Genomic DNA, 24,318 nt, shown 5'->3' on the forward strand with positions numbered 1-24,318 from the left:
GAAAGGCCTTGAAAGACTTGCTGAATCTGTTGAAAAACCAGGGTCAAATCGAAGAGTTCGATGCCATCCGTATTGGCCTGGCCTCGCCCGAGATGATCCGCTCCTGGTCCTTCGGTGAAGTGAAGAAGCCGGAGACCATCAACTACCGTACCTTCAAGCCGGAGCGCGATGGCCTGTTCTGCGCCAAGATCTTCGGCCCGGTGAAGGACTACGAGTGTCTGTGCGGTAAGTACAAGCGCCTGAAGCACCGCGGTGTGATCTGCGAGAAGTGCGGCGTCGAAGTCGCCCTGGCCAAGGTGCGCCGCGAGCGCATGGGCCACATCGAGCTGGCTTCGCCAGTCGCCCATATCTGGTTCCTGAAGTCCCTGCCGTCCCGTATCGGCCTGCTGCTGGACATGACCCTGCGTGACATCGAGCGCGTGCTCTATTTCGAGAGCTACGTGGTAATCGATCCGGGCATGACCACTCTCGAGAAGGGCCAGCTGCTGAACGACGAGCAGTACTTCGAATCCCTCGAAGAGTTCGGTGACGACTTCGACGCCCGCATGGGGGCCGAGGCTGTTCGCGAGCTGCTGAACGCCATCGACCTGGAGCACGAGATCGGTCGCCTGCGTGAAGAGATTCCGCAGACCAACTCGGAAACCAAGATCAAGAAGCTGTCCAAGCGCCTGAAGCTGATGGAAGCCTTCCAGGGCTCCGGCAACCATCCCGAGTGGATGGTGCTGACCGTCCTGCCGGTGCTGCCGCCGGACCTGCGTCCGCTGGTTCCGCTGGATGGCGGTCGTTTCGCGACTTCGGACCTGAACGATCTGTACCGTCGCGTCATCAACCGTAACAACCGCCTGAAGCGCCTGCTCGACCTGGCTGCTCCGGACATCATCGTGCGCAACGAAAAGCGCATGCTGCAGGAGGCTGTCGACGCCCTGCTGGACAACGGCCGTCGTGGCCGTGCCATCACCGGCTCGAACAAGCGCCCGCTGAAATCCCTGGCCGACATGATCAAGGGTAAGCAAGGTCGCTTCCGTCAGAACCTGCTCGGTAAGCGCGTGGACTACTCCGGTCGTTCCGTGATCACCGTGGGCCCGACCCTGCGCCTGCACCAGTGCGGCCTGCCGAAGAAGATGGCCCTCGAGCTGTTCAAGCCGTTCATTTTCGGCAAGCTCGAAGCCCGTGGCATGGCCACCACCATCAAGGCGGCCAAGAAAATGGTCGAGCGCGAACTGCCCGAGGTCTGGGACGTTCTCGCCGAAGTCATCCGCGAACACCCCGTGCTGCTCAACCGCGCGCCGACCCTCCACCGTCTGGGTATCCAGGCGTTCGAGCCAGTGCTCATCGAAGGCAAGGCGATCCAGCTGCACCCGCTGGTCTGCGCGGCGTACAACGCCGACTTCGACGGTGACCAGATGGCCGTTCACGTCCCGCTGACCCTAGAGGCCCAGCTGGAAGCGCGCGCGCTGATGATGTCCACCAACAACATCCTGTCCCCCGCCAACGGTGAGCCGATCATCGTGCCGTCCCAGGACGTGGTACTGGGTCTGTACTACATGACCCGTGAAGCGGTGAACGCCAAGGGTGAAGGTCGCGTATTCGCTGACCTGCAGGAAGTCGACCGCGTATTCCGCGCTGGCGAAGCGTCCCTGCACGCCCGCGTGAAGGTCCGTATCAACGAGACCGTGAACGACCGTGACGGCTCCGTCACCAAGAACACCCGCATCGTCGACACCACTGTCGGCCGCGCGCTGCTGTTCCAGGTGGTTCCGGCCGGCCTGTCGTTCGACGTGGTCAACCAGCCGATGAAGAAGAAGGCGATCTCCAAGCTGATCAACCAGTGCTACCGCGTGGTTGGCCTGAAGGACACCGTCATCTTCGCCGACCAGCTGATGTACACCGGTTTTGCCTACTCCACCATTTCCGGCGTCTCGATCGGTGTGAACGACTTCGTCATCCCGGATGAGAAGGCTCGCATCATCGACGCGGCCACCGAGGAAGTGAAAGAGATCGAATCCCAGTACGCCTCCGGCCTGGTTACCCAGGGCGAGAAGTACAACAAGGTGATCGACCTCTGGTCGAAGGCGAACGACGAAGTGTCCAAGGCGATGATGGCCAACCTCTCGAAAGAGAAAGTGGTCGATCGCGAAGGCAAGGAAGTCGATCAGGAGTCCTTCAACTCCATGTACATGATGGCTGACTCCGGTGCGCGGGGCTCCGCGGCCCAGATCCGTCAGCTCGCCGGTATGCGTGGCCTGATGGCCAAGCCGGACGGCTCCATCATCGAAACCCCCATCACCGCGAACTTCCGTGAAGGCCTGAACGTACTCCAGTACTTCATCTCCACTCACGGTGCTCGTAAAGGTCTGGCGGACACCGCACTGAAGACCGCGAACTCCGGTTACCTGACCCGTCGCCTCGTCGACGTGGCCCAGGACTTGGTAGTGACCGAGATCGACTGCGGCACCGAACAGGGCCTGCTGATGACTCCGCATATCGAAGGCGGCGACGTGGTCGAGCCTCTGGGCGAGCGCGTACTGGGTCGAGTGATCGCCCGTGACGTGTTCAAGCCGGGTTCGGACGAAGTCATCGTCCCGGCCGGTACCCTGGTCGACGAACAGTGGGTTGAGTTCATCGAGCGTGCCAGCATCGACGAAGTGATCGTGCGTTCGCCGATCAGCTGTGAAACCCGCTACGGCATCTGCGCCAAGTGCTACGGTCGCGACCTGGCTCGTGGTCACCAGGTGAACATCGGTGAAGCGGTCGGCGTAATTGCCGCCCAGTCCATCGGTGAGCCGGGTACCCAGCTGACCATGCGTACCTTCCACATCGGTGGTGCGGCCAGCCGTACTTCCGCAGCCGACAACGTCCAGGTCAAGAACGGCGGTACCATCCGCCTGCACAACCTGAAGCACGTCGAGAACCTCAACGGTCACCTGGTTGCCGTTTCCCGTTCCGGCGAGCTGGCCATTGCCGATGATTTCGGTCGCGAGCGTGAGCGCTATAAGCTGCCCTATGGTGCTGTCATCAGCGTCAAGGAAGGTGACAAGGTCGATCCGGGCGCCATCGTCGCCAAGTGGGACCCGCACACCCACCCCATCGTGACCGAAATGAAGGGTACCGTTACCTTCGTCGGCATGGAGGAGGGCATCACCATCAAGCGTCAGACCGACGAACTGACCGGTCTGACCAACATCGAAGTCCTGGATCCGAAAGATCGTCCGGCGGCTGGCAAGGACATCCGTCCGGCCGTGAAGCTGGTCGACGCCAATGGCAAGGAGCTGCTGCTGCCGGGTACCGACGTACCTGCCCAGTACTTCCTGCCGGCGAACGCCCTGGTAGGCGTTGCTGACGGTGCTCAAGTGGGCGTGGGTGACGTTATCGCCCGTATCCCGCAAGAGACTTCGAAGACCCGTGACATCACCGGTGGTCTGCCGCGTGTTGCCGACCTGTTCGAAGCGCGTCGTCCGAAAGAGCCGTCGATCCTGGCGGAAATCAGCGGCACGATCTCCTTCGGTAAAGAGACCAAGGGCAAGCGTCGCCTGGTCATCACTCCGACCGACGGTTCCGATCCGTACGAAGAGCTGATTCCGAAGTGGCGCCACCTGAACGTGTTCGAAGGCGAACAGGTAAACCGCGGCGAAGTAATCTCGGACGGCCCGAGCAACCCGCACGACATCCTGCGTCTGCTGGGTGTCAGCGCTCTGGCCAAGTACATCGTCAACGAGATCCAGGACGTGTATCGCCTGCAGGGCGTGAAGATCAACGACAAGCACATCGAGACCATCCTGCGTCAGATGCTGCGTAAGGTCGAGATCGCCGAGTCGGGTGACTCCAGCTTCATCAAGGGCGACCAGATGGAACTGACCCAGGTACTGGAAGAGAACGAACGTCTGGCGACCGAAGATCGCTTCATCGCCAAGTTCGAGCGCGTCCTGCTGGGTATCACCAAGGCATCGCTGTCGACCGAGTCGTTCATCTCCGCAGCGTCCTTCCAGGAAACCACCCGCGTCCTCACCGAGGCGGCGGTTACTGGCAAGCGCGACTACCTGCGTGGCCTGAAGGAGAACGTTGTAGTGGGTCGTCTGATCCCGGCCGGTACCGGCCTGGCCTACCACAGCGAGCGCAAGCGTCAACGCGAAGCCGGCAAGCCGGTCCGTGTCAGCGCGAGCGAAGTGGAAGCGGCGCTGACCGAAGCGCTGAACTCCAGCGGCAATTGAGTGCAAGGCCCTGGGCGACCCGTGTCGCCCGGGGCTTTGTCTTGACTGGGGGGATTAGTCTCTTTAGACTCATGCACCCCTAAATTTGGCAGGGCAAGCGCCCTGCCATTTTGCTTTAGGGCAATAGCGTCGAAAGACAACAGTGGAGCTTATAGATGGCAACTATCAACCAGCTGGTACGTCAGCCGCGCAAGCGTATCGTCGAAAAATCCGACGTTCCTGCGCTGCAGAACTGCCCGCAACGTCGTGGCGTGTGCACCCGCGTGTACACCACTACGCCGAAAAAACCGAACTCCGCACTCCGTAAGGTTTGCCGTGTTCGTCTGACCAACGGTTTTGAAGTCACCTCCTACATCGGCGGTGAAGGTCACAACCTGCAAGAGCACAGCGTAGTGCTGATCCGTGGCGGTCGTGTAAAAGACCTTCCCGGTGTTCGCTACCACACCGTTCGCGGTTCTCTGGACACCACCGGTGTCAAAGACCGTAAGCAGGGCCGTTCGAAGTACGGTACCAAGCGTCCGAAGTAATTCGGTTCGCTCACTGATTTTCAATTTTATTGAGTCGATAAGAGTAAGGTCGGACGTAATCGAATGGTTATGGTTCCGGGCTAACCTGAAGACCGTTTGAGGGCTTATCAATGCCAAGACGTCGTGTAGCAGCCAAGCGTGAGATCCTGGACGATCCGAAATACGGAAGCCAGATCCTCGCCAAGTTCATGAACCACGTGATGGAAAGCGGCAAGAAGGCCGTAGCCGAGCGCATCGTTTACGGTGCTCTGGATACCGTCAAAACCCGCAAGAACACCGATCCCCTGGAGATCTTCGAGAAAGCTCTCGACGCCATCGCTCCGCTGGTCGAAGTGAAGTCCCGCCGTGTAGGCGGTGCTACTTACCAGGTTCCGGTCGAAGTTCGCCCGTCCCGTCGCAATGCACTGGCCATGCGCTGGCTCGTTGACTCTGCCCGCAAGCGTGGCGAGAAGTCCATGGCCCTGCGTCTCGCTGGCGAGCTGCTGGATGCCTTTGAAGGCAAAGGCGCTGCTGTCAAGAAGCGTGAAGACGTACACCGTATGGCTGAGGCCAACAAAGCGTTCTCGCACTACCGCTTCTAATAACGGCATCTATTCTTCTGCGAGGGCTTTATGGCTCGTAATACAGCAATCAACCGCTACCGGAACATTGGTATCTGTGCCCACGTTGACGCGGGCAAGACCACCACTACCGAGCGGATCCTGTTCTACACCGGTCTCAGCCACAAGATGGGTGAAGTACACGACGGCGCTGCTACCACCGACTGGATGGTGCAGGAGCAGGAGCGTGGTATCACCATCACTTCCGCTGCGATCACTACCTTCTGGGAAGGTTCGCGCGGTCAGTACGACAAGTATCGCGTAAACGTCATCGACACCCCCGGCCACGTAGACTTCACCATTGAAGTTGAGCGCTCTCTGCGTGTACTGGACGGTGCTGTCGTGGTGTTCTGCGGCACTTCCGGTGTTGAGCCTCAGTCCGAAACCGTATGGCGTCAGGCCAACAAGTACGGTGTTCCGCGTATCGTTTACGTGAACAAGATGGACCGCGCCGGCGCCAACTTCCTGCGCGTCGTCGGTCAGATCAAGAACCGTCTGGGTCACACCCCGGTTCCGGTTCAGCTGGCCATCGGTGCAGAAGATGACTTCCAAGGGCAGGTCGACCTGCTGAAGATGAAGGCCATCTACTGGAACGAAGACGACAAGGGCACCTCCTACCGCGAGGAAGAGATTCCTGCGGATCTGGTTGAGCTGGCTAACGAGTGGCGCAACAACATGGTCGAGGCTGCTGCCGAGGCCAACGAAGAGCTGATGAACAAGTACCTGGAAGAGGGTGAGCTGTCGATCGAAGAGATCAAGGCCGGCCTGCGTCAGCGTACTATCGCCTGCGAAATCGTTCCTGCTGTCTGCGGCTCCTCCTTCAAGAACAAGGGCGTGCCCCTGGTTCTCGATGCCGTCATCGACTTCCTGCCTGCTCCGACCGAGATTCCGGCGATCAAGGGTATCCATCCTGATCTGGCCGACACTCCGAAGGAAGATGTGACCGCAGAACAGTACGACGAGCGTCATGCTGATGACGCTGCTCCGTTCTCGGCGCTGGCGTTCAAGATCGCTACTGACCCGTTCGTTGGTACTCTGACCTTCGTTCGCGTTTATTCGGGCGTTCTGGAGTCCGGCCAGTCGGTCGTCAACTCCGTGAAAGGCAAGAAAGAGCGCGTTGGTCGGATGGTGCAGATGCACGCCAACCAGCGTGACGAGATCAAAGAAGTGCGCGCTGGCGACATCGCCGCTCTGATCGGCATGAAGGACGTCACCACCGGTGACACCCTGTGCGATATCGAGAAGCCGATCATCCTCGAGCGTATGGACTTCCCGGAGCCTGTTATTTCGGTGGCTGTTGAGCCGAAGACCAAGGCTGACCAGGAGAAGATGGGTATCGCCCTCGGCAAACTGGCCCAGGAAGACCCGTCGTTCCGCGTCAAGACCGACGAAGAAACCGGCCAGACCATCATCTCCGGTATGGGTGAGCTGCACCTGGACATCCTCGTCGATCGCATGAAGCGCGAGTTCGGCGTCGAGGCCAACATCGGCAAGCCGCAGGTTTCCTACCGTGAAACCATCACCAAGGACAACGTCGAGATCGAAGGCAAGTTCGTTCGTCAGTCCGGTGGTCGCGGTCAGTTCGGTCACTGCTGGATCCGTTTCTCGGCTGCCGATGTGGACGAGAAAGGCAACATCACCGAAGGTCTGGTGTTCACCAACGAAGTCGTGGGCGGTGTGGTTCCGAAGGAATACATCCCGGCGATCCAGAAGGGTATCGAAGAGCAGATGAAGAACGGCGTCGTTGCCGGCTATCCGCTCATCGGCCTGAAGGCTTCCGTGTTCGATGGTTCGTACCACGACGTCGACTCCAACGAGATGGCGTTCAAGATCGCTGCCTCCATGGCGACCAAGCAACTGGCCCAGAAGGGCGGCGGTAAAGTGCTTGAGCCGATCATGCGGGTAGAGGTGGTAACTCCTGAAGACTACATGGGTGACGTGATGGGTGACCTGAACCGTCGTCGCGGTCTGATTCAGGGGATGGAAGACAGCGTTTCCGGTAAGGTAATTCGTGCCGAGGTTCCGCTGGGTGAGATGTTCGGTTATGCGACCGACGTACGTTCCATGTCCCAGGGTCGCGCGAGCTACTCCATGGAATTCTCCAAATACGCCGAAGCTCCGTCGAATGTCGTCGAAGCCCTGGTTAAAAAACAAGGTTGATTCAGCCCTTTAAGTAAGAGGTTTACTGTCGTGGCTAAAGAAAAATTTGAACGTAACAAACCGCACGTCAACGTTGGCACCATTGGTCACGTTGACCATGGCAAAACCACTCTGACCGCTGCTCTGACCAAAGTCTGCTCCGAGACCTGGGGTGGTTCTGCTCGTGCGTTCGACCAGATCGACAACGCGCCGGAAGAGAAAGCTCGCGGTATCACCATCAACACCTCCCACGTTGAGTACGATTCCGCTGTTCGCCACTACGCTCACGTTGACTGCCCTGGTCACGCTGACTATGTGAAGAACATGATCACCGGTGCTGCCCAGATGGACGGCGCGATCCTGGTTTGCTCCGCTGCTGACGGCCCCATGCCGCAGACTCGCGAGCACATCCTGCTGTCCCGTCAGGTAGGCGTTCCCTACATCGTCGTGTTCCTGAACAAGGCCGACATGGTTGACGACGCCGAGCTGCTGGAACTGGTCGAAATGGAAGTTCGCGATCTGCTGAACACCTACGACTTCCCGGGCGACGACACTCCGATCGTTATCGGTTCCGCGCTGATGGCGCTGGAAGGCAAAGACGACAACGAAATCGGCGTTTCCGCTGTTCGTAAGCTGGTAGAGACCCTGGACTCCTACATTCCGGAGCCGGTTCGTGCTATCGATCAGCCGTTCCTGATGCCGATCGAAGACGTGTTCTCCATCTCCGGCCGCGGTACCGTGGTTACCGGTCGTGTTGAGCGCGGCATCGTCAAGGTCCAGGAAGAAGTGGAAATTGTTGGTATCCGTGATACCTCCAAGACCATCTGCACCGGCGTTGAAATGTTCCGCAAGCTGCTCGACGAGGGTCGTGCTGGTGAGAACGTTGGTATCCTGCTGCGCGGCACCAAGCGTGACGACGTAGAGCGTGGTCAGGTTCTGGCCAAGCCGGGCACCATCAAGCCGCACACCAAGTTCGAGTGCGAAGTGTACGTACTGTCCAAAGAAGAAGGTGGTCGTCACACCCCGTTCTTCAAGGGCTACCGTCCGCAGTTCTACTTCCGCACCACCGACGTTACCGGTAACTGCGAGCTGCCGGAAGGCGTGGAAATGGTAATGCCGGGCGACAACATCAAGATGGTTGTCACCCTGATCGCACCGATCGCCATGGAAGACGGTCTGCGTTTCGCGATTCGCGAAGGCGGCCGTACCGTTGGCGCCGGCGTGGTTGCCAAGATCTTCGAGTAATCGAAGATCTTGTTGAGGAAAGGGGCCCTTCGGGGCCCCTTTTCTTTTGGTTGGTCAAAAGTTGACACCTTTCCGGAGCATCCGTACAATCACGCCTCCTTTTAACGGGCGTAGTCCGTCCGTTGGGGAAGCAGAGATAGAGTCTGAGGTCAAAATGCAAAACCAACAAATCCGTATTCGGTTGAAGGCTTTTGACCATCGCCTGATCGATCAATCCACCCAGGAAATCGTGGAAACCGCGAAACGTACTGGTGCTCAGGTGCGTGGTCCGATTCCTCTGCCTACTCGCAAAGAGCGGTACACCGTTCTGATTTCTCCGCACGTCAACAAAGACGCGCGCGATCAGTACGAAATTCGTACCCACAAGCGTGTTCTGGACATCGTCCAGCCGACGGATAAAACCGTCGATGCGCTGATGAAGCTCGACCTTGCGGCAGGCGTGGAAGTGCAGATCAGCCTCGGCTAATAACCTTCGGGTTCTTAGTCGTGTAACGCTCTGAAATGGGCGGCCATAGCGGGTGAAAGCCCCGTACACTCATGAGGTTTACAACATGACTATTGGTGTAGTCGGTCGTAAGTGCGGCATGACCCGCATTTTCACCGAAGAAGGTGTCTCCATTCCGGTTACGGTCATTGAGATCGAGCCGAATCGTGTCACCCAGTTCAAAACTGAAGAAAGCGATGGCTATCGTGCAGTGCAAGTCACTGTCGGTGAGCGTCGTGCTTCGCGCGTGACCGCCGCTCAGGCTGGTCATTTCGCCAAGGCAAACGTTGCCGCTGGCCGCAGTGTCTGGGAATTCCGTCTCGAAGACGGCGAATACCAGGCTGGCGATCAGATCACTGCCGAAGTTTTCCAGGCTGGTCAGCTGGTCGACGTTACCGGTCAGTCGAAAGGTAAAGGCTACGCCGGTACCATCAAGCGCTGGAATTTCCGTGGTCAAGACAATACCCACGGTAACTCCGTTTCCCACCGCGCCCCGGGCTCCATTGGCCAGTGCCAGACTCCTGGTCGTGTCTTCAAGGGCAAGAAAATGTCCGGTCATCTGGGCGCTGAGCGCGTGACCGTGCAGTCCCTGGAAGTTGTGCGTGTCGATGCAGAGCGTAATCTGCTGCTGGTTAAGGGTGCCGTTCCCGGCGCTACCGGCGGTGATGTCGTTGTGCGTCCGGCTGCCAAGGCTCGCGGTTAAGAGGGGAAGCTGAGATGCAATTGAATGTAAATGGCGCTCAAGCTATCGAAGTTGATGAGCGCACTTTTGGCGGCGAGTTCAACGAGACCCTGGTTCACCAGGCTGTCGTCGCCTACATGGCTGGTGGTCGTCAGGGCACTCGTGCTCAGAAGACCCGTTCCGAAGTGTCCGGTGGCGGCAAGAAGCCATGGCGTCAGAAGGGCACCGGTCGTGCTCGTGCTGGCACCATCCGCAGCCCCATCTGGCGTTCCGGTGGTACCACTTTTGCTGCCAAGCCGCAGGACCACTCCCAGAAGCTCAACAAGAAGATGTATCGCGCAGCTCTGCGCTCCATCCTCTCCGAGCTGGTTCGTCAGGACCGTCTGATCGTGGTTGCCGACTTCGCAGTTGAAGCGCCGAAAACCAAGGATCTGCTGGGCAAGCTGAATGGCCTGGGTCTGACTGACGTCCTCATCGTTTCCGATGATGTCGATCAGAACCTGTACCTGGCTGCTCGCAACCTGCCGCATGTTGATGTTCGTGACGTGCAAGGTTCCGACCCGGTAAGCCTGATCGCCTACGACAAGGTGTTGATCACCGTGTCCGCCGTGAAGAAATTCGAGGAGCTGCTGGGATGAACCAGGAACGCGTATTCAAAGTGCTGGTTGGTCCGCACATCTCCGAGAAGGCTACCGTCCTGGCGGATGGCAAAAGCCAATTCGTTTTCAAGGTTGCCACTGATGCAACCAAGCTGGAAATCAAGAAGGCCGTAGAAAGCCTGTTCAGCGTGAAGGTAGAAGCTGTCCGCACTGTCAACGTACAGGGCAAGACCAAGCGTACCGCTCGCGGCCTGGGCAAGCGCAACGACTGGAAAAAGGCGTACATCGCCCTCCAGCCGGGCCAAGATCTCGATTTCGCCAGCAGCGCTGAGTAAAGGGGTGCATCATGGCAATCGTTAAATGCAAACCGACTTCCGCAGGCCGCCGTTTCGTGGTCAAGGTTGTCAACCAAGAGCTGCACAAGGGCGCCCCCTACGCACCGCTGGTTGAGAAAAAGTCGAAGTCCGGTGGTCGTAACAACAACGGCCGCATCACCACTCGCCACATCGGCGGTGGTCACAAGCAGCACTATCGTCTGGTCGACTTCCGTCGCAACAAGGATGGCATTCCTGCCACCGTTGAGCGCATCGAATACGATCCGAACCGTACTGCTCACATCGCTCTGCTGAAGTATGCCGACGGCGAACGTCGCTACATCATCGCGCCGAAAGGCGTGAGCGCTGGCGACCAGCTGATCTCTGGTGCTCACGCGCCGATCAAGCCGGGCAACAGCCTGCAGCTGCGTAACATCCCGGTTGGTAGCACCGTTCACGGTGTTGAGCTGAAGCCGGGTAAAGGTGCTCAGATCGCTCGTTCCGCTGGTGCTTCGGCTCAGCTGGTCGCTCGTGAAGGTGCCTATGTAACCCTGCGTCTTCGCTCCGGCGAAATGCGCAAAGTACTGGCTGAGTGCCGTGCGACCCTGGGCGAAGTCTCGAACTCCGAGCACAGCCTGCGTTCGCTGGGTAAAGCTGGTGCCAAGCGCTGGCGTGGCGTTCGCCCGACCGTTCGTGGTGTTGCCATGAACCCGGTCGACCACCCGCATGGTGGTGGTGAAGGTCGTACCTCTGGTGGTCGTCATCCGGTGTCTCCGTGGGGCTTCCCGACCAAGGGCGCGAAGACCCGTGCGAACAAACGCACCGACAATATGATTGTCCGTCGCCGTAAATAATCGAGGATACGACAGTGCCGCGTTCTCTGAAAAAAGGTCCTTTTATCGATCTTCACCTACTGAAGAAGATCGAAGTAGCGGTAGAAAAGAACGATCGCAAGCCGGTGAAAACCTGGTCGCGCCGTTCCATCGTTCTGCCGCAGATGGTTGGTCTGACCATCGCTGTACACAATGGCCGTCAACATGTACCCGTTCTCGTGAACGAAGACATGGTCGGTCACAAACTGGGCGAGTTCGCCGCTACCCGCACCTATCGCGGGCATGCAGCTGACAAGAAAGCCAAGCGTTAAGGGGTAAGGAACGATGGAAGTAGCCGCTAAGCTGTCGGGCGCTCGAATCTCCGCCCAGAAAGCCCGCTTGGTCGCCGACCAGATCCGCGGGAAGAAGGTGGGCGAAGCGCTCAACCTGTTGACCTTCAGCAGCAAAAAAGCCGCTGAGATCATGAAGAAAGTGCTCGAATCGGCCGTGGCCAACGCCGAGCACAACGAAGGCGCAGACGTGGACGATCTCAAAGTCTCCACCGTTTTCGTCAACGAAGGGCGTTCGCTGAAGCGCATCATGCCGCGTGCCAAAGGCCGCGCTGATCGCATCGTCAAGCGGTCTTGCCATATCACTGTCAAGGTTGCGGACAAGTAACGGAGTCGATCAGATGGGTCAGAAAGTACATCCCACTGGCATTCGCCTGGGAATCGTCAAGGAGCACACCTCCGTTTGGTACGCAGATAAGCGCACTTATGCCGACTATCTGTTTGCCGACCTGAAGGTTCGTGAGTACCTCCAAGACAAACTAAAAAGCGCGTCCGTAAGCCGTATCGATATTCATCGCCCGGCTCAAACCGCACGCATCACCATCCACACCGCTCGTCCCGGCATCGTGATCGGCAAGAAAGGTGAAGATGTTGAGAAGCTGCGTCAGGACCTGACCAAGCAAATGGGTGTGCCCGTGCACATCAACATCGAAGAGATCCGCAAGCCGGAGCTCGACGGTATGCTGGTTGCGCAGAGCGTAGCTCAGCAGCTGGAGCGTCGCGTTATGTTCCGTCGCGCCATGAAGCGCGCTGTACAGAACGCCATGCGCATTGGTGCCAAGGGCATCAAGATCCAGGTAAGCGGTCGTCTTGGCGGTGCTGAAATCGCTCGTACCGAATGGTACCGCGAAGGTCGTGTGCCCCTGCACACCCTGCGTGCCGACATCGACTATGCAACCTACGAAGCGCACACCACCTACGGTGTGATCGGTGTGAAGGTTTGGATCTTCAAAGGCGAGGTCATCGGTGGCCGCCAGGAAGAGCTCAAGCCCCAAGCGCCCGCTCCTCGTAAAAAAGCTGCTAAGTAAGGAGTACGCAAAATGCTGCAACCTAAGCGTACAAAATTCCGCAAGCAGATGACTGGTCACAACCGTGGCCTGGCTCAGCGCGGTAGCAAGGTCAGCTTCGGCGAATTCGCCCTGAAAGCTGTCGCTCGTGGTCGTCTCACTGCTCGTCAGATCGAGTCCGCACGTCGTGCGCTCACCCGTCACGTTAAACGTGGCGGCAAGATCTGGATCCGTGTGTTCCCCGACAAGCCCATCTCCAAAAAGCCTCTCGAGGTTCGTATGGGTAAAGGGAAGGGCGCCGTCGAGTACTGGGTAGCCCAGATTCAACCGGGCAAAGTCCTGTACGAGATCGAGGGTGTTTCCGAAGAGCTGGCGCGTGAGGCATTCGCCCTGGCTGCTGCAAAGCTGCCGCTCGCCACCTCCTTTGTTAAGCGGACGGTGATGTGATGAAAGCGAATGAACTTCGTGAAAAATCCGTACAGCAGCTGAACGAGCAACTGCTCGGCCTGCTGCGCGACCAGTTCAACCTGCGTATGCAGAAAGCAACTGGCCAGTTGGGGCAGTCTCACCTGCTCTCGCAAGTGAAGCGCGACATCGCTCGCGTCAAGACTGTGCTGAACCAGCAGGCAGGTAAGTAATCATGGCTGAAGCTCAGAAAACTGTCCGTACGCTGACCGGTCGTGTCGTCAGCGACAAGATGGACAAAACCATCACCGTCCTGATCGAGCGCCGCGTAAAGCACCCGATCTACGGTAAATACGTGAAGCGCTCGACCAAGCTGCATGCTCACGACGAAACCAACCAGTGCCGTATCGGCGACAAGGTCACCATCCGCGAGACCCGTCCGCTGGCCAAGACCAAGTCCTGGGCACTGGTGGAAGTCGTAGAACGTGCCGTGGAAGTCTAAGGACTAAGGGTCGGAGAAAGATATGATTCAGACTCAATCCATGCTCGACGTCGCTGACAACAGCGGTGCTCGTCGCGTTATGTGCATCAAGGTCCTGGGTGGTTCGCACCGTCGTTATGCCGGTATCGGCGACATCATCAAGGTCACCGTCAAGGAAGCGATTCCGCGCGGCAAAGTGAAGAAAGGCCAGGTAATGACCGCTGTTGTGGTCCGTACCAAGCACGGCGTACGCCGTCCTGACGGCTCGATCATTCGCTTCGATGGCAACGCTGCTGTTCTGCTGAACAACAAGCAAGAGCCCATCGGTACCCGTATCTTCGGGCCCGTGACCCGTGAACTTCGTTCCGAGAAGTTCATGAAGATCGTCTCGCTCGCCCCCGAAGTGCTGTAAGGAGAAGCCGTCATGCAAAAGATTCGTCGTGACGACGAGATCATCGTCATCGCCGGCAAAGACAAGGGCAAGCGTGGCAAGGTGCTCAAGGTTCTCACTGACGACCGTCTGGTCGTTGGTGGGATCAACCTGGTGAAGCGCCACACCAAGCCGAACCCCATGTCCGGTGTACAGGGCGGTATCGTCGAGAAGGAGGCGCCTCTGCACGTCTCCAACGTCGCCATCTTCAATGCTGAAACCAACAAGGCTGATCGCGTTGGTTTCAAAGTAGAAGACGGTAAGAAAATTCGTGTCTTCAAGTCGACCCAAAAAGCGGTTGATGCTTGAGCACTGCTAGGTAGAAGACCATGGCACGACTAAAAGAGATTTATCGGAAAGAAATCGCGCCCAAGCTGAAAGAAGAGCTTCAGCTTTCCAACGTGATGGAAGTTCCGCGCATTACCAAGATCACCCTGAACATGGGTCTGGGCGAAGCGATCGGCGACAAGAAAGTCATCGAACACGCTGTAGCTGATCTTGAGAAGATCACCGGTCAGAAGGTCATTGTGACCTACGCCAAGAAATCCGTTGCGGGCTTCAAAGTCCGTGAAGGTTGGCCGATCGGTGTCAAGGTAACCCTGCGCCGCGATCGTATGTACGAGTTCCTGGATCGTCTGCTGGCCATCTCCCTGCCGCGCGTGCGTGACTTCCGCGGCCTGAATGCCAAGTCCTTCGACGGTCGTGGCAACTACAGCATGGGCGTGAAAGAGCAGATCATCTTCCCGGAAATCGATTACGACAAAATCGATGCACTGCGCGGTCTGGACATTACCCTGACCACCACTGCCCGTAACGATGATGAAGGTCGTGCCCTGCTGCGCGCCTTCAACTTCCCGTTCCGCAACTGATTGGAGTAGGAACATGGCCAAACAGAGCATGAAGAACCGTGAGCTGAAGCGTCAGCAAACGGTTGCGAAGTTCGCTAAGAAGCGCGCTGAGCTGAAAGCTACCATTGCCAACCCGAACTCCACTCCGGAAGCTCGTTGGGAAGCCCAGGTAGCTCTGCAGAAACAGCCCCGTGATGCAAGCGCCTCGCGCCTGCGTAACCGCTGCCGCATCACCGGTCGTCCGCACGGCGTTTACCGCAAGTTCGGCCTCGGCCGTAACAAGCTGCGTGAAGCCGCCATGCGTGGTGACGTTCCCGGTCTGGTCAAAGCCAGCTGGTAACGTTGCTCTGGATGTCGGGACGCAAGTCCCGGCCTCCGCTGAGTGGTATCAATCAAGCCCCTTTTGGGGCTTGATTCGTTTTTGATCAATCTCTAGAATATTCGGCTCGCCGGAGTCAGGCCTTGTTTGCCTGTCCTTTGTCGCGATTCTAGTCGCAAGGCTATTTCTTTTGTATTTAGGAGCAACTAGCCCATGAGTATGCAGGACCCGTTAGCGGACATGCTAACTCGTATCCGTAATGCCCAGATGGCTGAAAAGTCTGTCGTAAGCATGCCGTCCTCCAAACTGAAGGTGGCGGTGGCCAGCGTTCTCAAGAACGAAGGCTACATCACGGGATACCAGATCAGCAGTGACATCAAGCCTCTGCTGTCTATCGAGCTGAAGTACTTCGAAGGCCGTCCGGTCATCGAGGAACTCAAGCGCGTAAGTCGTCCTGGCCTGCGCCAGTACAAATCCGTCGATCAGCTGCCGAAAGTTCGTGGCGGCCTGGGCGTATCGATCGTTTCCACCAACAAAGGTGTGATGACTGATCGTGCTGCTCGCGCTGCTGGCGTTGGTGGCGAAGTGCTTTGCACTGTGTTCTAAGGGGGGATAAGCATGTCTCGCGTTGCTAAGAACCCCGTCAAGCTGCCCGCTGGCGTCGAAATCAAGATCGCCGGTCAGCAGCTTTCGGTGAAGGGTGCCAAGGGCGCTCTCGAACTGAACGTGCATCCGTCCGTGGAAGTTCTGCAGGAGGCTGGTGAGCTGCGTTTCGCTGCTCGCAACGGCGACCAACAGAACAGGGCCATGGCCGGTACCACCCGTGCGCTGGTCAACAACATGGTAGTCGGCGTCAGCCAAGGCTTCGAGCGCAAGCTCCAGCTGGTGGGCGTTGGTTACAAGGCGCAAGCCAAAGGTCAAGTGCTGTCCCTGGCTTTAGGCTTCTCGCACCCGGTGGATTACGAACTGCCGCAAGGCGTTACCGCCGAAACCCCCAGCCAGACCGATATCCTGATCAAAGGTATCGACAAGCAGCTGGTTGGTCAGGTGGCGGCCGAGATTCGCGACTTCCGTCCGCCGGAGCCTTACAAAGGCAAAGGTGTGCGTTACGCCGACGAAGTCGTCCGTCGTAAAGAAGCTAAGAAGAAGTAGGGCATAGCAAATGAGCGTAAAGAAAGAAACTCGTCTGCGTCGCGCTCGCAAGGCACGCCTGAAAATGCGCGAGCTGGAAACCGTACGCCTCTGCGTGTATCGCTCTTCCCAGCACATCTACGCCCAGGTCATTTCGGCCGACGGCGCCAAGGTTCTGGCCACCGCCTCGACCCTGGACAAAGAACTGCGTGACGGCGCCACCGGCAACGTCGACGCGGCCAAGAAGGTTGGTCAGCTGGTTGCCGAGCGTGCGAAAGCAGCTGGTGTCACTCAGGTGGCGTTCGATCGTTCTGGCTTCAAGTACCACGGCCGCGTCAAGGCGCTGGCTGATGCTGCTCGTGAAGGCGGGCTGGAGTTCTAAGTTATGGCAAATAACGAGCAAAAGCGCGACGAAGGCTACATCGAGAAGCTGGTTCAGGTTAATCGCGTTGCCAAGACCGTTAAAGGCGGCCGTATCTTCACCTTCACCGCGCTGACCGTGGTAGGTGATGGTAAAGGTCGTGTTGGCTTCGGTCGCGGTAAGTCCCGCGAAGTGCCGGCCGCTATCCAGAAAGCGATGGAAGCAGCTCGCCGCAACATGATCCAGGTAGACCTGAACGGCACCACCCTGCAGTACCCCGTCAAGTCCGCTCATGGCGCCTCCAAGGTGTACATGCAGCCGGCTTCCGAAGGTACCGGTATCATCGCTGGCGGCGCCATGCGCGCTGTCCTGGAAGTGGCTGGTGTGCAGAACGTTCTGGCCAAATGCTACGGCTCGACCAATCCGGTGAACGTGGTTTACGCCACCTTCAAGGGTCTGAAGAACATGCAGTCCCCGGAGTCCGTTGCAGCCAAGCGTGGTAAGAGCGTCGAGGAGATTCTCTAATCATGGCAACTGTCAAAGTAACGCTGATCAAGAGCGTTAGCGGCCGTCTGGCTAACCATAAAGCTTGCGTCAAGGGCCTCGGCCTGCGTCGCATTGGTCACACCGTTGAAGTTCAGGACACCCCTGAAAATCGCGGCATGATCAACAAGGCTTACTACCTTCTGCGCGTCGAGGGTTAATCCATGAAACTGAACGATCTGCGTTCCGCGCCGGGTGCCCGTCGCGAGAAGCACCGTCCGGGCCGTGGTATCGGCAGCGGTTTGGGCAAGACTGGTGGCCGTGGTCACAAAGGTCAGACCTCCCGCTCCGGTGGCACCATCGCTCCGGGCTTCGAAGGCGGTCAACAGCCGCTGCACCGCCGTCTGCCGAAGTTCGGCTTCGTTTCCCTGAAAGCCATGGATCGCGCAGAAGTGCGTACTTCCGAACTGGCCAAGGTTGAAGGCGATGTCGTATCCCTGCAGTCGCTGAAGGATGCCAACGTGATTAACCAGAACGTACAGCGTGTGAAAATCATGCTGTCGGGCGACGTTACTCGCGCAGTCACCCTGAAAGGTATCGCCGCCACCAAGGGTGCGCGTGCGGCTATCGAAGCAGCTGGCGGTAAGTTCGAGGACTAAATGGCTAAGCAAGGTGCTCTCTCCGCGCTCAGCAATGGCGGGTTATCCGAGCTCTGGGCTCGACTGCGTTTCCTGTTCCTGGCGATCATCGTCTACCGGATTGGCGCGCACATTCCAGTGCCCGGGATAAACCCTGACCGGCTGGCCGAGCTGTTCCGGCAGAACGAGGGGACCATTCTTAGCCTGTTCAACATGTTTTCCGGCGGCGCGCTGGAGCGCATGAGCATTTTTGCACTGGGGATCATGCCGTACATCTCGGCGTCGATCATCATGCAGCTCATGACCGCTATCAGCCCGCAGCTGGAGCAGTTGAAGAAGGAAGGTGAAGCTGGCCGTCGCAAGATCAGCCAGTACACCCGCTACGGCACTGTAGTCCTGGCACTGGTGCAGGCAGTCGGCATGTCCGTCGGCCTCGCCAGTCAGGGCGTCGCTTTCTCGACTGATTTCGGCTTCTACTTCGTGGCTGTCACCACCTTCGTGGCTGGTGCGATGTTCATGATGTGGCTTGGCGAGCAGATCACCGAGCGCGGTGTCGGCAACGGTATCTCGATGCTGATTTTTGCAGGCATCGTGGCCGGTCTTCCGAGAGCGATAGGGCAGTCTTTCGAGTCTGCACGTCAGGGCGATATCAACATTTTTGCCCTCGTCGCCATCGGTTTGCTGGCGGTAGCGATCATCGGTTTCGTGGTGTTCATTGAGCGTGGTCAGCGTCGCATTGCGGTGCACTACGCCAAGCGTCAGCAGGGCCGCAAGGTCTTCGCTGCGCAGACCAGCCACCTGCCGCTGAAGGTGAACATGGCGGGCGTAATCCCGGCCATTTTCGCCAGCAGCATCCTGCTGTTCCCGGCTTCGCTGGGAGCCTGGTTCGGTCAGTCCGAAAAAATGGGCTGGCTCCAGGACCTGTCGCAGGCGATCGCCCCCGGTCAGCCGTTGAACATTCTGCTGTTTAGTGCAGGGATCGTTTTCTTCTGCTTCTTCTACACAGCGCTGATGTTCAACCCGAAAGACGTGGCGGAGAACCTGAAGAAGTCCGGTGCCTTTATTCCGGGTATCCGTCCGGGTGAGCAGTCTGCACGCTATATCGATGGCGTACTGACCCGCTTGACCATGTTCGGTGCTCTGTACATGACGGCTGTTTGCCTGCTTCCCCAGTTCCTTGTGGTTGCAGCCAACGTTCCGTTCTACCTTGGCGGGACCTCGTTGCTGATCGTTGTCGTGGTTGTTATGGACTTTATGGCCCAAGTACAATCCCACCTCGTTTCGCACCAGTACGAATCCCTGATGAAGAAAGCCAACCTGAAGGGCTACGGCGGCGGAATGCTCCGCTGACCCGGTTCCGTAAGGTTCTAGGAGTTACTGATGAAAGTTCGTGCATCGGTGAAAAAGCTGTGCCGTAACTGCAAGATCGTTCGCCGCGAAGGTGTTGTTCGCGTGATCTGCAGCGCGGAACCGCGTCACAAACAGCGCCAAGGCTGAGTGTGATTCACGCGTTATGAGCCCGGCAGCTAGTGCGCTGCCGGGTTGATTATTCGTTTCTACAGCGTTAATATCGCGCGCCCTATTTCTTGGCTTCCGGGGCGTAGGTAGCTGTCAACTGGAGTTTCACTGAATGGCCCGTATTGCAGGCGTCAACATTCCAGATAACAAGCACACTGTTATCTCGCTGACCTACATCTACGGTGTTGGTCGCACCACTGCACAGAGCATCTGTGCAACCACCGGCGTAAATCCGGCGGTAAAGATCAAGGATCTCTCCGACGAGCAGATCGAACAGCTGCGTGGCGAAGTCGCGAAGCTCACCACTGAAGGTGACCTGCGTCGCGAAATCAACATGAACATCAAGCGTCTGATGGACCTGGGTTGCTACCGCGGCCTGCGTCACCGTCGTGGCCTGCCTGTTCATGGCCAACGTACCAAGACCAACGCGCGTACCCGTAAGGGCCCGCGTAAGCCGATCCGCAAGTAATTGCGCCCGCGAATCGACAGGAACTAAGTCATGGCTAAGCCTGCTGCTCGTCCCCGTAAGAAAGTCAAAAAGACAGTGGTTGATGGGATCGCCCACATCCACGCGTCTTTCAACAACACCATCGTGACCATCACTGACCGTCAAGGTAACGCCCTGTCCTGGGCCACCTCCGGTGGTTCTGGTTTCCGCGGCTCCCGTAAAAGCACTCCGTTCGCTGCCCAGGTAGCTGCTGAGCGTGCTGGTCAAGCTGCCCTCGAATACGGCCTCAAGAACCTCGACGTTAACGTCAAGGGTCCGGGTCCGGGTCGCGAATCCGCCGTGCGTGCTCTGAACGCCTGCGGCTACAAGATTGCCAGCATCACCGACGTGACGCCGATCCCGCATAACGGGTGCCGTCCGCCGAAGAAGCGTCGCGTGTAATAGGAGACAGTGAGAAATGGCTCGTTACATTGGTCCCAAATGCAAACTGTCCCGTCGTGAAGGTACTGACCTCTTCCTGAAGAGTGGTGCCCGCGCGCTCGAATCCAAGTGCAACATCGAATCGGCTCCTGGCCAGCACGGCGCTCGCCGTGGTCGCCTGTCCGACTACGGTACTCAGCTGCGCGAGAAGCAGAAAGTACGTCGTATCTACGGTGTTCTGGAGCGTCAGTTCAGCGGTTACTACAAGGAAGCTGCCAGCCGTAAGGGCGCTACCGGTGAGAACCTGCTGCAACTTCTCGAGTGCCGTCTGGACAACGTCGTATACCGCATGGGCTTTGGTGCTACCCGCTCCGAATCCCGTCAGTTGGTATCGCACAAAGCCATCAGCGTGAATGGTCAGACCGTCAACGTACCGTCTTTCCAAGTCAAAGCCGGTGACGTGGTAGCAATTCGCGAGAAGTCGAAGAATCAGCTGCGTATCGTTCAAGCCCTTGAACTGTGCGCCCAACGCGGTCGCGTTGAGTGGGTTGAAGTCGACAGCGAGAAGAAGTCCGGCGTGTTCAAAAGCGTTCCGGCACGTGCTGATCTGTCCGCCGACATCAACGAAAACCTGATTGTCGAGCTCTACTCCAAGTAAGGGCTAGAAAATAGGTGCATCCATGCAGAGTTCGGTAAATGAGTTCCTGACCCCCCGCCACATTGATGTGCAGGTGGTCAGTCCGACCCGCGCCAAGATCACGCTCGAGCCTCTCGAGCGCGGTTTCGGCCATACCCTGGGCAACGCGCTGCGTCGCATCCTGTTGTCCTCCATGCCTGGCTGTGCAGTAGTCGAGGCCGAAATCGACGGCGTACTCCATGAGTACAGTGCCATCGAAGGTGTTCAGGAAGATGTCATCGAAATCCTGCTCAACCTGAAAGGTCTGGCTGTCAAGCTGCACGGTCGTGACGAAGTAACGCTGAACCTGGTCAAGAAGGGTTCGGGCGTGGTCACTGCTGCCGATATTCAGCTGGATCATGATGTCGAGATCGTCAATGGCGACCACGTGATCGCTAACCTGGCGGAAAACGGCGCACTGAACATGAAGCTCAAAGTGGCTCGTGGTCGCGGCTATGAGCCGGCTGACGCGCGCCAGAGCGATGAAGACGAGAGCCGCAGCATTGGTCGCTTGCAGCTCGACTCTTCGTTCAGCCCGGTCCGTCGTGTTGCTTACGTGGTGGAAAACGCCCGTGTCGAGCAGCGTACCAACCTGGACAAGCTGGTCATTGATCTGGAAACCAACGGTACCCTGGATCCTGAAGAGGCCATCCGTCGTGCCGCTACCATCCTGCAACAGCAGCTGGCAGCGTTCGTCGACCTCAAAGGTGATAGCGAGCCCGTAGTAGTCGAGCAGGAAGACGAGATCGATCCGATCCTGCTGCGCCCGGTTGATGATCTTGAGCTGACCGTACGTTCGGCCAACTGCCTCAAGGCGGAGAACATTTACTACATCGGTGATCTGATTCAGCGCACCGAAGTGGAACTGTTGAAGACTCCGAACCTGGGCAAGAAGTCCCTGACCGAGATCAAGGACGTCCTGGCCTCCCGTGGTCTGTCCCTCGGTATGCGCCTCGACAACTGGCCGCCGGCAAGTCTTAAGAAGGACGACAAGGCGACTGCCTGATCGTCGTAATCACCGAACGTGAGTTTGGTAAGGAATTGAACCATGCGTCATCGTAAAAGTGGCCGTCACCTCAGCCGCACCAGCGCACACCGCAAGGCCATGTTCCAGAACATGGCGGTTTCGCTGTTCGAGCACGAACTGATCAAAACCACCCTGCCGAAAGCCAAGGAACTGCGCCGCGTTGCCGAGCCGCTGATCACCCTGGCCAAAGAAGACAGCGTTGCCAACCGTCGTCTGGCCTTCGACCGCACTCGTTCGAAAGCCATCGTTGGCAAACTGTTCAACGATCTGGGCAAGCGCTACGCCAACCGTCAGGGCGGCTACCTGCGCATCCTGAAGTGCGGTTTCCGCGCTGGCGACAACGCTCCGATGGCCTACGTTGAGCTGATCGACCGTCCGGTCGGCGGCGCAGCAGTAGAAGCTGCCGAGTAAGTCGTACGCTACAAGAGAAAACCGGGCCTAGTGCCCGGTTTTTTCGTTTCAGTCCTATGGTTTTCTTCTCTTCGCATCCTGCCTGGAAGTGCTTCGGAGCCTCGTTGGAAATAATCAATTCGGGCCTACACGTCGAAAGATAATATCTATCGATCGCTTTCCCTTAATGCATTGGCTCTGCATCGCCGGTTGCTTCATCCTGTTCCTCGTTGGCTAGTAACTATCCGTGAGGAAGCAAGATGATGGACAAGAAGACGTACCTGACCAGCGCCTCTGGCGCCCCTGTCGCCGACAACCAGAATTCCCGTTCTGCCGGCCCCCGAGGCCCGCTGCTGCTCGACGATTTCCACCTGATCGAGAAGCTCGCCCACTTCAACCGCGAGAACATCCCCGAGCGTCGCGTTCACGCCAAGGGATCGGGTGCTTACGGCACCTTCACCGTCACTCGCGACATCACCCGCTACACCAGCGCCAAGCTGTTCGACGCCGTCGGCAAGCAGACGCCAACCTTCCTGCGTTTCTCCACCGTGGGTGGCGAGCGCGGCTCGGCAGACACCGAACGCGACCCCCGCGGCTTCGCCCTGAAGTTCTATACCGAGGAAGGCAACTGGGACATCGTCGGCAACAACACCCCGGTGTTCTTCATCCGCGATCCGCTGAAATTCCCTGACTTCATCCACACCCAGAAGCGCCTGCCGCAAAGCAACCTGAAGAGCGCGCAGATGATGTGGGACTTCTGGTCGCACTCGCCCGAGGCGCTGCACCAGATCACCATCCTGTTCTCCGACCGCGGCATCCCGGATGGCTACCGTCACATGCACGGCTTCGGCAGCCACACCTACAGCCTGGTCAACGCCCAGGGCGAGCGCCACTGGGTCAAATGGCACTACAAGACCAAGCAGGGCATCAAGAACCTGGCGCCGGCCGAAGCCGCCCGCCTGGCCGGTACCGACCCGGATTACGCCCAGCGCGACCTGTTCAACGCCATCGAGCGCGGTGAGTTTCCCAAGTGGAGCGTGTGCATCCAGATCATGAGCGAGGCCCAGGCCGAAGCGCACCACGAGAACCCCTTCGATGTGACCAAGACCTGGTCGCAGAAGGAGTTCCCGCTGATCGAGGTGGGTGAGCTCGAGCTCAACCGCAACCCGCTCAACTACTTTGCAGAGGTCGAGCAGGCCACCTTCGGGCCGAGCAACATGATTCCGGGCGTCGGCCTGTCGCCGGACCGTATGCTGCAGGGCCGCGTATTCGCCTACGCCGATGCGCACCGCTACCGCGTGGGCACCAACCACCAGCAACTGCCGGTGAACGCGCCGCGCTCGCCAGTGAACAGCTACCAGCGCGATGGCTCCATGGCGTTCGGCAGCAATGGTGGCGCTGCGCCCAACTACGAGCCCAACAGCTACGCGAATGCCCCCAAGCAGGCACCGCAGTACGCCGAGCCGCCGCTGCAGTTGAGTGGTGCCGCGGCCCGTCACGATCATCGTGATGACAGCGACTACTACAGCCATGCCGGCGCGCTGTTCCGCCTGATGAGCGCCGAGCAAAAGGCGTTGCTGATCAGCAACATCGCCGGCGCCATGGCCGGTGTCACCGAGGATGTGGTGCAGCGCCAGCTGCAGTACTTCTTCAAGGCCGACCCGGCCTACGGCGAAGGCATCGCCAAGGCGCTTGGCGTCCAGCTCGGCTAACCCTTCACCGGACATGAAAAAGCCCCTGTCACCTCGCGGTGGCAGGGGCTTTTCATTGTGCGCTG

Annotated in this window: 34 protein-coding genes; all 34 read left to right on the forward strand. The window is 58.4% G+C overall.

Annotated elements, in window-relative coordinates; all coding sequences use genetic code 11:
- Positions 1-8: 8 nt before the first annotated feature.
- The 34 genes from rpoC (at position 9) to PI990_RS03635 (ending at position 24,253) form a co-directional block, all read left to right on the forward strand.
- Positions 9-4,208: a DNA-directed RNA polymerase subunit beta' gene (gene rpoC / locus PI990_RS03470; RefSeq protein ID WP_021217013.1), complete on the forward strand. Its 4,200-nt coding sequence runs from the start codon at positions 9-11 to the stop codon at positions 4,206-4,208.
- Between the two features lie 155 nt (positions 4,209-4,363).
- Complete coding sequence (rpsL, locus tag PI990_RS03475; RefSeq protein WP_021217014.1) at positions 4,364-4,735, forward strand: 30S ribosomal protein S12; 372 nt, start codon at positions 4,364-4,366, stop codon at positions 4,733-4,735.
- Between the two features lie 110 nt (positions 4,736-4,845).
- The gene (rpsG, locus tag PI990_RS03480) at positions 4,846-5,316 is read left to right on the forward strand and encodes a 30S ribosomal protein S7 (RefSeq protein ID WP_021217015.1); all 471 of its coding nucleotides are present in this window, start codon (positions 4,846-4,848) and stop codon (positions 5,314-5,316) included.
- A 30-nt stretch (positions 5,317-5,346) separates the two neighbouring features.
- Positions 5,347-7,494 carry an elongation factor G gene (gene fusA / locus PI990_RS03485; protein ID WP_271659838.1) on the forward strand — a complete coding sequence of 716 codons (2,148 nt, stop codon included), beginning with the start codon at positions 5,347-5,349 and terminating at the stop codon, positions 7,492-7,494.
- A gap of 30 nt (positions 7,495-7,524) precedes the next feature.
- Entirely contained in the window at positions 7,525-8,718 is a 1,194-nt protein-coding gene (gene tuf / locus PI990_RS03490; RefSeq protein WP_271659835.1) for an elongation factor Tu, read from the forward strand.
- A gap of 154 nt (positions 8,719-8,872) precedes the next feature.
- On the forward strand, positions 8,873-9,184 hold the full coding sequence (gene rpsJ / locus PI990_RS03495; protein WP_003243886.1) for a 30S ribosomal protein S10: 312 nt from the start codon (positions 8,873-8,875) through the stop codon (positions 9,182-9,184).
- 85 nt (positions 9,185-9,269) lie between these two features.
- Positions 9,270-9,905, forward strand: coding sequence for a 50S ribosomal protein L3 (rplC, locus tag PI990_RS03500; RefSeq protein ID WP_021219591.1), 636 nt, complete (start codon positions 9,270-9,272; stop codon positions 9,903-9,905).
- Positions 9,906-9,919: 14 nt separating this feature from the next.
- The gene (rplD, locus tag PI990_RS03505; protein WP_021219592.1) at positions 9,920-10,522 is read left to right on the forward strand and encodes a 50S ribosomal protein L4; all 603 of its coding nucleotides are present in this window, start codon (positions 9,920-9,922) and stop codon (positions 10,520-10,522) included.
- Complete coding sequence (gene rplW, locus PI990_RS03510; RefSeq protein WP_021219593.1) at positions 10,519-10,818, forward strand: 50S ribosomal protein L23; 300 nt, start codon at positions 10,519-10,521, stop codon at positions 10,816-10,818. The genes rplD and rplW overlap by 4 nt, the downstream gene beginning before the upstream one ends.
- A gap of 11 nt (positions 10,819-10,829) precedes the next feature.
- Positions 10,830-11,651 (forward strand): 50S ribosomal protein L2, encoded by an 822-nt coding sequence (rplB, locus tag PI990_RS03515; RefSeq protein WP_031287737.1) that lies wholly within the window; start codon positions 10,830-10,832, stop codon positions 11,649-11,651.
- A 14-nt stretch (positions 11,652-11,665) separates the two neighbouring features.
- Positions 11,666-11,941, forward strand: a complete 276-nt coding sequence (rpsS, locus tag PI990_RS03520) for a 30S ribosomal protein S19 (protein WP_016490535.1) — start codon at positions 11,666-11,668, stop codon at positions 11,939-11,941.
- 13 nt (positions 11,942-11,954) lie between these two features.
- On the forward strand, positions 11,955-12,287 hold the full coding sequence (gene rplV / locus PI990_RS03525) for a 50S ribosomal protein L22 (RefSeq protein WP_007161246.1): 333 nt from the start codon (positions 11,955-11,957) through the stop codon (positions 12,285-12,287).
- A gap of 13 nt (positions 12,288-12,300) precedes the next feature.
- The gene (gene rpsC / locus PI990_RS03530; RefSeq protein ID WP_016490536.1) at positions 12,301-12,987 is read left to right on the forward strand and encodes a 30S ribosomal protein S3; all 687 of its coding nucleotides are present in this window, start codon (positions 12,301-12,303) and stop codon (positions 12,985-12,987) included.
- 12 nt (positions 12,988-12,999) lie between these two features.
- The gene (gene rplP, locus PI990_RS03535; protein ID WP_021219596.1) at positions 13,000-13,413 is read left to right on the forward strand and encodes a 50S ribosomal protein L16; all 414 of its coding nucleotides are present in this window, start codon (positions 13,000-13,002) and stop codon (positions 13,411-13,413) included.
- On the forward strand, positions 13,413-13,604 hold the full coding sequence (gene rpmC, locus PI990_RS03540) for a 50S ribosomal protein L29 (RefSeq protein ID WP_016490538.1): 192 nt from the start codon (positions 13,413-13,415) through the stop codon (positions 13,602-13,604). The genes rplP and rpmC overlap by 1 nt, the downstream gene beginning before the upstream one ends.
- A gap of 2 nt (positions 13,605-13,606) precedes the next feature.
- Positions 13,607-13,873, forward strand: a complete 267-nt coding sequence (gene rpsQ / locus PI990_RS03545) for a 30S ribosomal protein S17 (protein WP_021219597.1) — start codon at positions 13,607-13,609, stop codon at positions 13,871-13,873.
- A gap of 22 nt (positions 13,874-13,895) precedes the next feature.
- The gene (rplN, locus tag PI990_RS03550; RefSeq protein WP_003448734.1) at positions 13,896-14,264 is read left to right on the forward strand and encodes a 50S ribosomal protein L14; all 369 of its coding nucleotides are present in this window, start codon (positions 13,896-13,898) and stop codon (positions 14,262-14,264) included.
- Between the two features lie 12 nt (positions 14,265-14,276).
- The gene (gene rplX, locus PI990_RS03555; protein ID WP_021219598.1) at positions 14,277-14,591 is read left to right on the forward strand and encodes a 50S ribosomal protein L24; all 315 of its coding nucleotides are present in this window, start codon (positions 14,277-14,279) and stop codon (positions 14,589-14,591) included.
- A gap of 20 nt (positions 14,592-14,611) precedes the next feature.
- Positions 14,612-15,151 (forward strand): 50S ribosomal protein L5, encoded by a 540-nt coding sequence (rplE, locus tag PI990_RS03560; protein ID WP_271659839.1) that lies wholly within the window; start codon positions 14,612-14,614, stop codon positions 15,149-15,151.
- Between the two features lie 13 nt (positions 15,152-15,164).
- Positions 15,165-15,470: a 30S ribosomal protein S14 gene (rpsN, locus tag PI990_RS03565; protein WP_021219600.1), complete on the forward strand. Its 306-nt coding sequence runs from the start codon at positions 15,165-15,167 to the stop codon at positions 15,468-15,470.
- A gap of 192 nt (positions 15,471-15,662) precedes the next feature.
- Entirely contained in the window at positions 15,663-16,055 is a 393-nt protein-coding gene (gene rpsH / locus PI990_RS03570; protein WP_021219601.1) for a 30S ribosomal protein S8, read from the forward strand.
- Between the two features lie 12 nt (positions 16,056-16,067).
- Complete coding sequence (rplF, locus tag PI990_RS03575; protein WP_021219602.1) at positions 16,068-16,601, forward strand: 50S ribosomal protein L6; 534 nt, start codon at positions 16,068-16,070, stop codon at positions 16,599-16,601.
- A 10-nt stretch (positions 16,602-16,611) separates the two neighbouring features.
- Positions 16,612-16,962, forward strand: coding sequence for a 50S ribosomal protein L18 (gene rplR / locus PI990_RS03580; RefSeq protein WP_021219603.1), 351 nt, complete (start codon positions 16,612-16,614; stop codon positions 16,960-16,962).
- A gap of 3 nt (positions 16,963-16,965) precedes the next feature.
- Positions 16,966-17,466 carry a 30S ribosomal protein S5 gene (rpsE, locus tag PI990_RS03585; protein ID WP_021219604.1) on the forward strand — a complete coding sequence of 167 codons (501 nt, stop codon included), beginning with the start codon at positions 16,966-16,968 and terminating at the stop codon, positions 17,464-17,466.
- Between the two features lie 2 nt (positions 17,467-17,468).
- Positions 17,469-17,645, forward strand: a complete 177-nt coding sequence (gene rpmD, locus PI990_RS03590; protein ID WP_021219605.1) for a 50S ribosomal protein L30 — start codon at positions 17,469-17,471, stop codon at positions 17,643-17,645.
- Positions 17,646-17,648: 3 nt separating this feature from the next.
- On the forward strand, positions 17,649-18,083 hold the full coding sequence (gene rplO, locus PI990_RS03595; RefSeq protein WP_021219606.1) for a 50S ribosomal protein L15: 435 nt from the start codon (positions 17,649-17,651) through the stop codon (positions 18,081-18,083).
- Entirely contained in the window at positions 18,084-19,412 is a 1,329-nt protein-coding gene (secY, locus tag PI990_RS03600; protein ID WP_021219607.1) for a preprotein translocase subunit SecY, read from the forward strand.
- A gap of 30 nt (positions 19,413-19,442) precedes the next feature.
- The gene (gene rpmJ, locus PI990_RS03605; protein ID WP_014854209.1) at positions 19,443-19,559 is read left to right on the forward strand and encodes a 50S ribosomal protein L36; all 117 of its coding nucleotides are present in this window, start codon (positions 19,443-19,445) and stop codon (positions 19,557-19,559) included.
- A 133-nt stretch (positions 19,560-19,692) separates the two neighbouring features.
- Positions 19,693-20,049 carry a 30S ribosomal protein S13 gene (gene rpsM, locus PI990_RS03610; RefSeq protein ID WP_021219608.1) on the forward strand — a complete coding sequence of 119 codons (357 nt, stop codon included), beginning with the start codon at positions 19,693-19,695 and terminating at the stop codon, positions 20,047-20,049.
- A gap of 30 nt (positions 20,050-20,079) precedes the next feature.
- The gene (rpsK, locus tag PI990_RS03615; RefSeq protein ID WP_003093689.1) at positions 20,080-20,469 is read left to right on the forward strand and encodes a 30S ribosomal protein S11; all 390 of its coding nucleotides are present in this window, start codon (positions 20,080-20,082) and stop codon (positions 20,467-20,469) included.
- 16 nt (positions 20,470-20,485) lie between these two features.
- Positions 20,486-21,106, forward strand: coding sequence for a 30S ribosomal protein S4 (rpsD, locus tag PI990_RS03620; protein WP_184492124.1), 621 nt, complete (start codon positions 20,486-20,488; stop codon positions 21,104-21,106).
- Between the two features lie 22 nt (positions 21,107-21,128).
- Positions 21,129-22,130 (forward strand): DNA-directed RNA polymerase subunit alpha, encoded by a 1,002-nt coding sequence (locus PI990_RS03625; RefSeq protein ID WP_021219610.1) that lies wholly within the window; start codon positions 21,129-21,131, stop codon positions 22,128-22,130.
- Between the two features lie 42 nt (positions 22,131-22,172).
- A complete protein-coding gene (gene rplQ / locus PI990_RS03630) occupies positions 22,173-22,562 on the forward strand; it encodes a 50S ribosomal protein L17 (protein WP_021219611.1) in 390 nt (129 codons plus the stop codon).
- Between the two features lie 242 nt (positions 22,563-22,804).
- A complete protein-coding gene (locus tag PI990_RS03635; protein ID WP_271659840.1) occupies positions 22,805-24,253 on the forward strand; it encodes a catalase in 1,449 nt (482 codons plus the stop codon).
- The last annotated feature ends 65 nt before the right edge of the window (positions 24,254-24,318 follow it).

This window comes from Pseudomonas sp. TUM22785 (assembly GCF_028198105.1).
Taxonomy (GTDB): domain Bacteria; phylum Pseudomonadota; class Gammaproteobacteria; order Pseudomonadales; family Pseudomonadaceae; genus Metapseudomonas; species Metapseudomonas solani.

Coding starts and splice junctions, on each gene's coding strand:
- rpsL (WP_021217014.1), top strand. CDS start 4,364: ATGGCAACTATCAACCAGCTGGTACGTCAGCCGCGCAAGCGTATCGTC.
- rpmJ (WP_014854209.1), top strand. CDS start 19,443: ATGAAAGTTCGTGCATCGGTGAAAAAGCTGTGCCGTAACTGCAAGATC.
- rpsM (WP_021219608.1), top strand. CDS start 19,693: ATGGCCCGTATTGCAGGCGTCAACATTCCAGATAACAAGCACACTGTT.
- rplW (WP_021219593.1), top strand. CDS start 10,519: ATGAACCAGGAACGCGTATTCAAAGTGCTGGTTGGTCCGCACATCTCC.
- rplD (WP_021219592.1), top strand. CDS start 9,920: ATGCAATTGAATGTAAATGGCGCTCAAGCTATCGAAGTTGATGAGCGC.
- rpsQ (WP_021219597.1), top strand. CDS start 13,607: ATGGCTGAAGCTCAGAAAACTGTCCGTACGCTGACCGGTCGTGTCGTC.
- rpsK (WP_003093689.1), top strand. CDS start 20,080: ATGGCTAAGCCTGCTGCTCGTCCCCGTAAGAAAGTCAAAAAGACAGTG.
- PI990_RS03635 (WP_271659840.1), top strand. CDS start 22,805: ATGGACAAGAAGACGTACCTGACCAGCGCCTCTGGCGCCCCTGTCGCC.
- rplF (WP_021219602.1), top strand. CDS start 16,068: ATGTCTCGCGTTGCTAAGAACCCCGTCAAGCTGCCCGCTGGCGTCGAA.
- rplV (WP_007161246.1), top strand. CDS start 11,955: ATGGAAGTAGCCGCTAAGCTGTCGGGCGCTCGAATCTCCGCCCAGAAA.
- rpsC (WP_016490536.1), top strand. CDS start 12,301: ATGGGTCAGAAAGTACATCCCACTGGCATTCGCCTGGGAATCGTCAAG.
- rpsJ (WP_003243886.1), top strand. CDS start 8,873: ATGCAAAACCAACAAATCCGTATTCGGTTGAAGGCTTTTGACCATCGC.
- rplB (WP_031287737.1), top strand. CDS start 10,830: ATGGCAATCGTTAAATGCAAACCGACTTCCGCAGGCCGCCGTTTCGTG.
- rpsD (WP_184492124.1), top strand. CDS start 20,486: ATGGCTCGTTACATTGGTCCCAAATGCAAACTGTCCCGTCGTGAAGGT.
- rpsH (WP_021219601.1), top strand. CDS start 15,663: ATGAGTATGCAGGACCCGTTAGCGGACATGCTAACTCGTATCCGTAAT.
- fusA (WP_271659838.1), top strand. CDS start 5,347: ATGGCTCGTAATACAGCAATCAACCGCTACCGGAACATTGGTATCTGT.
- rplE (WP_271659839.1), top strand. CDS start 14,612: ATGGCACGACTAAAAGAGATTTATCGGAAAGAAATCGCGCCCAAGCTG.
- rpmD (WP_021219605.1), top strand. CDS start 17,469: ATGGCAACTGTCAAAGTAACGCTGATCAAGAGCGTTAGCGGCCGTCTG.
- PI990_RS03625 (WP_021219610.1), top strand. CDS start 21,129: ATGCAGAGTTCGGTAAATGAGTTCCTGACCCCCCGCCACATTGATGTG.
- rplC (WP_021219591.1), top strand. CDS start 9,270: ATGACTATTGGTGTAGTCGGTCGTAAGTGCGGCATGACCCGCATTTTC.
- rpsE (WP_021219604.1), top strand. CDS start 16,966: ATGGCAAATAACGAGCAAAAGCGCGACGAAGGCTACATCGAGAAGCTG.
- rpsG (WP_021217015.1), top strand. CDS start 4,846: ATGCCAAGACGTCGTGTAGCAGCCAAGCGTGAGATCCTGGACGATCCG.
- rplQ (WP_021219611.1), top strand. CDS start 22,173: ATGCGTCATCGTAAAAGTGGCCGTCACCTCAGCCGCACCAGCGCACAC.
- rpmC (WP_016490538.1), top strand. CDS start 13,413: ATGAAAGCGAATGAACTTCGTGAAAAATCCGTACAGCAGCTGAACGAG.
- rplO (WP_021219606.1), top strand. CDS start 17,649: ATGAAACTGAACGATCTGCGTTCCGCGCCGGGTGCCCGTCGCGAGAAG.
- rplR (WP_021219603.1), top strand. CDS start 16,612: ATGAGCGTAAAGAAAGAAACTCGTCTGCGTCGCGCTCGCAAGGCACGC.
- secY (WP_021219607.1), top strand. CDS start 18,084: ATGGCTAAGCAAGGTGCTCTCTCCGCGCTCAGCAATGGCGGGTTATCC.
- rpsN (WP_021219600.1), top strand. CDS start 15,165: ATGGCCAAACAGAGCATGAAGAACCGTGAGCTGAAGCGTCAGCAAACG.
- rplX (WP_021219598.1), top strand. CDS start 14,277: ATGCAAAAGATTCGTCGTGACGACGAGATCATCGTCATCGCCGGCAAA.
- rplP (WP_021219596.1), top strand. CDS start 13,000: ATGCTGCAACCTAAGCGTACAAAATTCCGCAAGCAGATGACTGGTCAC.
- rplN (WP_003448734.1), top strand. CDS start 13,896: ATGATTCAGACTCAATCCATGCTCGACGTCGCTGACAACAGCGGTGCT.